Here is a 6,471-nt window from a genome sequence, read left to right as displayed (position 1 = left end):
CGCCATCCGCGAAGGCGGCCGCACCGTCGGTTCGGGCGTCGTCTCCAAAATCCTCGAGTAAGGCAGGCCTCGGGTGCGCCGTTCAGGTGCACCCTCGGAACCACCCCTCGTTGGGTGCGCAGCTTTGCGCACCTCACCAATACGGGTTCGATGAGGGGGCAGGATGAACCTGCCTCCTCCTCTCAACTCAAACGCCGCGAAAGGCCAAGATCATGCAAAGCCAGAACATTCGCATTCGGCTCAAGGCTTTCGACTACCGCGTCCTGGATGCCAGCACGCAGGAAATCGTCAACACAGCCAAGCGGACCGGTGCCGCTGTGCGCGGGCCCATCCCGCTGCCGAACAAGATCGAGAAATTCACTGTTCTGCGTGGACCCCACGTGAACAAGAAATCTCGTGATCAGTTCGAAATCCGGACGCACAAGCGTCTTTTGGACATCGTTGATCCGACCCCCCAGACCGTGGACGCGCTGATGAAGCTCGACCTCGCCGCTGGTGTGGATGTCGAGATCAAGGTTTAAGGGGGCAGAAACAGATGCGCTCTGGAATCATAGCAAAGAAAGTCGGCATGACCCGGCTTTTCATGGAAGACGGCAAGCAGATCCCTGTGACCGTTCTCCATGTCGACAACCTTCAGGTCGTGGCGCAGCGTACTGCTGACGCACACGGGTACACAGCTGTTCAGCTGGGCACCGGCACGATCAAGGCGAAAAACGTCAGCCAAGCGATGCGCGGTCACTTTGCCATCGCCAAGGTAGAACCCAAGCGCAAAGTCGCTGAGTTCCGCGTGGCTGCCGAAAACCTCATCGCCATTGGCGAAGAGATCACAGCTGACCATTACTTTGAAGGTCAGTTCGTGGACGTTTCCGGCACCTCGATCGGTAAGGGTTTTGCCGGTGCGATGAAGCGTCACAACTTCGGCGGCCTTCGGGCGTCGCATGGTGTGTCCGTTTCGCACCGTTCGCACGGCTCCACCGGTCAGTGTCAGGATCCGGGCAAAGTCTTCAAAGGTAAGAAGATGGCCGGTCACATGGGCGCTGCCAAAGTCACGACGCAGAACCTGCAAGTGGTCAAGACCGATGCCGAGCGTGGCATCATCATGATCAAAGGCGCTGTGCCGGGCTCCAAAGGTGGTTGGGTGACGATCAAGGACGCGGTCAAGAAACCGACGCCCGAGAACATCATTCTGCCCGCGGCCCTGCGTTCCGCTGGTGAAGAAGCCAAGCGTCTGGCCGAGGAAGCTGCAGCCGCAGCCGCCGCGGAAGCCGCAGCAGCAGAAGCAGCAGCAGCAGAAGCCGCAGCAGCCGCCGAGGCAACCGCACTGGCCGAGGCCGAAGCCCAGATCGAATCCGATAAGGGTGAGGCCAACGACCAGAGTGAAACCCTGGACGAGAACAAGGAAGGCGACAAATGAAACTCGACGTGATCAAACTTGACGGCGCGACTGCCGGATCGGTCGAGCTGGGCGACGAGATTTTTGGTCTCGAACCCCGCGCCGACATCCTGCACCGTGTGGTCCGCTGGCAGCGCAACAAAGCGCAGGCCGGTACACACTCGACGCTGGGCCGCTCTGAAGTGTCCTACTCGACCAAGAAGATCTATCGCCAGAAGGGCACCGGCGGCGCACGCCACGGGTCCCGCAAGGCACCGATCTTCCGTTCGGGTGGTATCTACAAGGGCCCGACGCCGCGCAGCCACGCACACGAACTGCCCAAGAAGGTTCGCGCGCTGGGTCTGAAGCATGCACTGTCCGCCAAGATGAAGGAAGGCTCGCTCATCATCATCGAGAGCGCCGAATCCGATGGCAAGACAGGCGCACTGGCCAAGCAGATCAAATCGCTTGGTTGGAAGCGCACGCTGATCATTGACGGCGCCGCCGTGAATGAAGGCTTTGCAAAGGCAGCGGCCAACATCGAAGGTCTGGATATCCTGCCGTCGATGGGCGCAAACGTCTATGACATCCTTCGCCGTGACACGCTCGTGCTCACCAAGGCGGGTGTCGAAGCATTGGAGGCTCGACTGAAATGAGCACTAAGGCAGAACATTACGACGTGATCCGCAAGCCGATCATCACCGAAAAATCGACCATGGCGTCGGAAAACGGTGCGGTCGTGTTCGAGGTCGATATCGCGTCCAACAAGCCCCAGATCAAAGAGGCCGTTGAGTCGCTCTTTGGTGTCAAGGTCAAGGCCGTGAACACCACGATCACCAAGGGCAAGGTCAAGCGGTTCCGCGGCCAGCTCGGTCGTCGCAAGGACGTCAAGAAGGCTTATGTGACGCTCGTTGAGGGCAACACAATCGACGTGACCACCGGTCTCTGAACCGATTGAACGTTGAAAAATTTGACCCCGGCTGCGCAAGCGGCCGGGGTTTTCTGTTCTCAAAGCCCTTTGTTTCCTGTTACGACCTTTCCGGGTGGTGCCGTCGCGTGCGATCGCTGTTGCAACACACGCGGCAGGCGGCCCACATGGCGGGCCCGCGCGGTACGACAGCCCCCCGCGGGCGCACAGACCTCTCGCAGGAAGCGGCAGGCGGGCTGAGAATTCAAACTGTGCGTGGTGCCTGGCCCGGAGGGCTGACGTTCCGAATTCCACCGATCGTGACACCCAAAAAAGGTCAGACGCGGGGATGTGGCCCCGAGGGCTTAAATCGTGACGTAGCGTAATCTTACCAATACGTTAAGCAAATTGTTAAAATTTTATTGCCAGAACACAGATTTCCTCCTAATCCACACTCGTGAAATGTTACAACTTTTATGAGTGATTGATTAATGAGCAGATTTCTCTATCTCACCGTTGCCGCCGTTCTGGCGGCCGGAAATGCGAACGCCGCCGTCCTCACAGGTGCGGACCTTCTCAACCAGTTCAACGTCATCACCCTTGGTGATCTCGACTTTGGCGAAGAAATTGATGGCCGCGTCTATGTAGGCGGCAACATGAATGTCAGCCAGACCCGGCAGGTCTACAGTAAACCTTACCGGACACCTGCATCCAGCTTCGATGAACTGGTGGTCGAGGGTAATATTACCGGCGAAGGCATCAACATTAACAATGCCGGCGACGTATCCGTGCGCGGCAGTGTGACCAACACCAATCTGGAGCTCAACGGTAATGGAACTGCCACCATCGGTGGCACGCTTACGGCCAAGGGGAGCCAGGGCACAAAGCTGACGGGGCAGTCCGGCACGGCCGGCTTTGATGACCGCTTTCCGACCGACGTCGCCAAGACAATGACCGATCTCTCCACCAGTCTGGCCGCTGAAACGACCACCGCCGCACCGACCCTCACCTCTGGCGGCACGCTGGAGTTCAAGGCGAGCGGATCCCTCAGCGATGTGTTCGTCTTTTCACTGGCCTACAGCGATTTTTCGAACTTCCTTGGCTCAGTCGTCCAGAACCTGAACATCGGCGGGCTCGACGGCGTTTCGGCAATCATCAACGTGACCGGCGTCGGCGCCAACAACGTATCCCTGTTTGGTTTTGCGGGCGGCGGCAATCTTGAGGCGGCTGACAACGTTATCTGGAACTTTGCCGATGCCACCGGCACCCTGTCCATTCAGAAGCAGTTTTTCGGCTCGATCCTCGCGCCACTGGCGAACGTGACAAACACCACCCCGTTTGAGGGCACGCTTGTCGCAAAAACTGCAAGCCTGCGTGGCGAGGCGCATGTGCAAGGCTATACCGGCACCCTCCCGACGGTTTCGGCTGTTCCGCTGCCCGCTGGGGTTGCACTGCTGGCCTTCGGCATGGCGGCGCTTGGCGTGGTTGGTCTGTCGCGCCGTCGGCACGCCTGAGCGCTGCCAACACGGGCAGTCCGGCAACCGGCTCCCTATAAATATCCTGAAGGTTGAGGCGTGCATGGCACGCCTCTCGTCGTTTTGAGCGCGGGCCCGTCCTGACGGTGTACACGGGCTGTAACACGATCCGACCGCACCCTGGCTCTCTTTGATAACGCAATCCGCGCTTGATCGCACAGGCCCTGTCTTTCCCGCGTCAGCCACTTGACCGCCGCCCGCGACTCCCCTAAACGACCACATCGGCCCAGCCCCGGATTCGTCCGGGGCTTGCCTTTTGTCCATCGCGGGTCCGCCCGTGGGTCGGACACGATACATCGGGGACCTTAGGGGCCCTATACTCAGGTCACCCAAGTCAACCGTTTCTAGCGAAACGATGACGCCGGGGGGCTTTAACATAGGCGGGGGCATACCCCTGCCATTTGCTAACGGAAGACAGAAAGCATGGCACTCAAGTCGTATAAGCCGACGACGCCGGGCCAGCGCGGGCTGGTGCTGATCGACCGTTCGGAACTGTGGAAAGGACGCCCCGTCAAAGCTCTCACTGAGGGTTTGACGAAATCGGGCGGTCGGAACAATACCGGACGGATCACATCGCGGCGCCGCGGTGGTGGGGCGAAACGCCTTTACCGGATCGTAGATTTCAAACGGAACAAATTCGACGTATCGGCCACCGTGGCCCGCATCGAATATGACCCCAACCGGACCGCGTTCATCGCGCTGGTGCAGTATGATGATGGCGAACAGGCCTACATCCTCGCGCCGCAGCGTATGGCCATCGGTGACCGTATTGTTGCCGCCAAAAAGGCCGACATCAAGCCGGGCAATTCCATGCCGTTCTCGGGCATGCCGATCGGTACGATCGTCCACAACATCGAACTGAAGCCCGGCAAAGGCGGCCAGATCGCACGCGCCGCTGGCACCTATGCCCAGTTTGTTGGTCGTGATGGCGGTTACGCTCAGATCCGCCTCAGCTCAGGTGAACTGCGTCTGGTGCGTCAGGAATGCATGGCCACCGTCGGTGCCGTGTCCAACCCCGACAACTCCAACCAGAACTTCGGTAAAGCCGGCCGGATGCGCCATTATGGCAAGCGTCCTTCTGTTCGCGGTGTCGTTATGAACCCGATCGACCACCCGCATGGTGGTGGTGAAGGTCGGACCTCTGGTGGTCGTCACCCGGTTACTCCGTGGGGCAAGCCGACCAAGGGTGCAAAGACCCGCAACACAAACAAGGCGTCGCAGAAGCTGATCATCCGCTCGCGTCACGCCAAGAAGAAAGGGCGCTAATTAATGGCTCGCTCTGTATGGAAAGGCCCCTTCGTTGACGCCTATGTGCTCAAGAAGGCCGAAGCGTCCCGCGAAAGCGGTCGCAACGAAGTGATCAAGATCTGGTCGCGCCGCTCGACGATCCTGCCCCAGTTCGTGGGTCTGACGTTTGGCGTCTACAACGGTCAGAAACATATCCCGGTAAACGTCTCCGAGGACATGATCGGTCAGAAGTTCGGTGAATATTCGCCGACACGGACCTACCATGGCCATGCGGCTGACAAAAAAGCGAAGCGGAAGTAAGCCATGAGCAAGGATAAAAATCCCCGCCGCGTGGCCGACAACGAAGCAATGGCAAAACTGCGCATGCTTCGCACCAGCCCGCAGAAACTGAATCTGGTCGCAGCGATGATCCGCGGCAAGAAGGTTGACAAGGCCCTGACGGACCTGACCTTCTCAAAAAAGCGGATCTCGGACGATGTGAAGAAATGCCTTCAGTCGGCCATCGCCAACGCCGAGAACAACCACAATCTTGACGTGGACGAGCTGATCGTGGCCGAGGCCTATGTCGGCAAGAACCTCACGCTCAAGCGCGGTCGCCCGCGTGCACGTGGCCGGTTCGGCAAGATCGTGAAACCGTTCTCGGAACTCACCATCAAGGTGCGTCAGATCGAGGAGCAAGCCTAATGGGTAACAAGACCAATCCGATCGGGATGCGGCTGCAGATCAACCGCACCTGGGATTCCCGCTGGTACGCAGACACCAAGGATTACGGCAACCTCCTGCTGGAAGATCTCGCCATCCGCGCGTTCATCCACAAAGAGTGCGTCCAGGCCGGTGTGTCCCGCGTCATCATCGAACGTCCGCACAAAAAGTGCCGCGTGACGGTGCACACCGCCCGTCCGGGTGTCATCATCGGCAAGAAAGGTGCAGACATCGAAGGCCTGCGTCGCAAGCTGGCCGCGATGACCAAATCCGAACTGCACCTCAACATCGTTGAGGTCCGCAAGCCGGAACTGGACGCGCGTCTGGTTGGCGAAAGCATCAGCCAGCAGCTCGAACGCCGGGTGTCCTTCCGTCGCGCCATGAAGCGCGCCGTGCAGAACGCCATGCGTATGGGTGCCCAGGGTATCCGTGTGAACGTCGCGGGCCGCCTTGGCGGTGCCGAGATCGCCCGGACCGAATGGTATCGTGAAGGTCGTGTGCCGCTGCACACGCTCCGCGCGGACATCGATCACGCACATGTCGAAGCTGCAACAGCTTACGGCATCATCGGGATCAAGGTCTGGATCTTCAAAGGCGAGATCATGGAGCACGACCCTCAAGCACGTGACCGCAAGTCACAGGAACTCCAGGACGGCCCGTCACCCCGTGGTGCTGGCGGCGGTCGTCGCGATGATCGGAGATAAGCG

Annotated in this window: 9 protein-coding genes; all 9 read left to right on the top strand. The window is 59.5% G+C overall.

The features are described 5' to 3' along the window. Positions 1-212: 212 nt before the first annotated feature. The 9 genes from rpsJ (at position 213) to rpsC (ending at position 6,468) form a co-directional block, all read left to right on the top strand. Complete coding sequence (gene rpsJ, locus P775_RS16450) at positions 213-521, top strand: 30S ribosomal protein S10 (RefSeq protein ID WP_047995998.1); 309 nt, start codon at positions 213-215, stop codon at positions 519-521. A 14-nt stretch (positions 522-535) separates the two neighbouring features. Continuing rightward, positions 536-1,414 carry a 50S ribosomal protein L3 gene (gene rplC / locus P775_RS16445; protein WP_099911986.1) on the top strand — a complete coding sequence of 293 codons (879 nt, stop codon included), beginning with the start codon at positions 536-538 and terminating at the stop codon, positions 1,412-1,414. Then, complete coding sequence (gene rplD / locus P775_RS16440; RefSeq protein WP_099911985.1) at positions 1,411-2,028, top strand: 50S ribosomal protein L4; 618 nt, start codon at positions 1,411-1,413, stop codon at positions 2,026-2,028. Before rplC ends, rplD begins: the two co-directional genes overlap by 4 nt. Continuing rightward, on the top strand, positions 2,025-2,321 hold the full coding sequence (locus P775_RS16435; protein ID WP_099911984.1) for a 50S ribosomal protein L23: 297 nt from the start codon (positions 2,025-2,027) through the stop codon (positions 2,319-2,321). Before rplD ends, P775_RS16435 begins: the two co-directional genes overlap by 4 nt. Positions 2,322-2,770: 449 nt before the next feature. Next, complete coding sequence (locus P775_RS16430; protein WP_099911983.1) at positions 2,771-3,793, top strand: collagen-binding domain-containing protein; 1,023 nt, start codon at positions 2,771-2,773, stop codon at positions 3,791-3,793. A gap of 444 nt (positions 3,794-4,237) precedes the next feature. Continuing rightward, on the top strand, positions 4,238-5,080 hold the full coding sequence (gene rplB / locus P775_RS16425; RefSeq protein ID WP_099911982.1) for a 50S ribosomal protein L2: 843 nt from the start codon (positions 4,238-4,240) through the stop codon (positions 5,078-5,080). Positions 5,081-5,083: 3 nt separating this feature from the next. Next, positions 5,084-5,362, top strand: coding sequence for a 30S ribosomal protein S19 (rpsS, locus tag P775_RS16420; RefSeq protein WP_099911981.1), 279 nt, complete (start codon positions 5,084-5,086; stop codon positions 5,360-5,362). A gap of 3 nt (positions 5,363-5,365) precedes the next feature. Beyond that, positions 5,366-5,746, top strand: a complete 381-nt coding sequence (rplV, locus tag P775_RS16415) for a 50S ribosomal protein L22 (protein ID WP_099911980.1) — start codon at positions 5,366-5,368, stop codon at positions 5,744-5,746. Next, the gene (rpsC, locus tag P775_RS16410; protein WP_099911979.1) at positions 5,746-6,468 is read left to right on the top strand and encodes a 30S ribosomal protein S3; all 723 of its coding nucleotides are present in this window, start codon (positions 5,746-5,748) and stop codon (positions 6,466-6,468) included. The genes rplV and rpsC overlap by 1 nt, the downstream gene beginning before the upstream one ends. The last annotated feature ends 3 nt before the right edge of the window (positions 6,469-6,471 follow it).

The sequence above is a fragment of the Puniceibacterium antarcticum genome, assembly GCF_002760615.1.
Classification (GTDB): domain Bacteria; phylum Pseudomonadota; class Alphaproteobacteria; order Rhodobacterales; family Rhodobacteraceae; genus Puniceibacterium; species Puniceibacterium antarcticum.
This window is presented reverse-complemented; position numbering and strand designations above follow the sequence as displayed.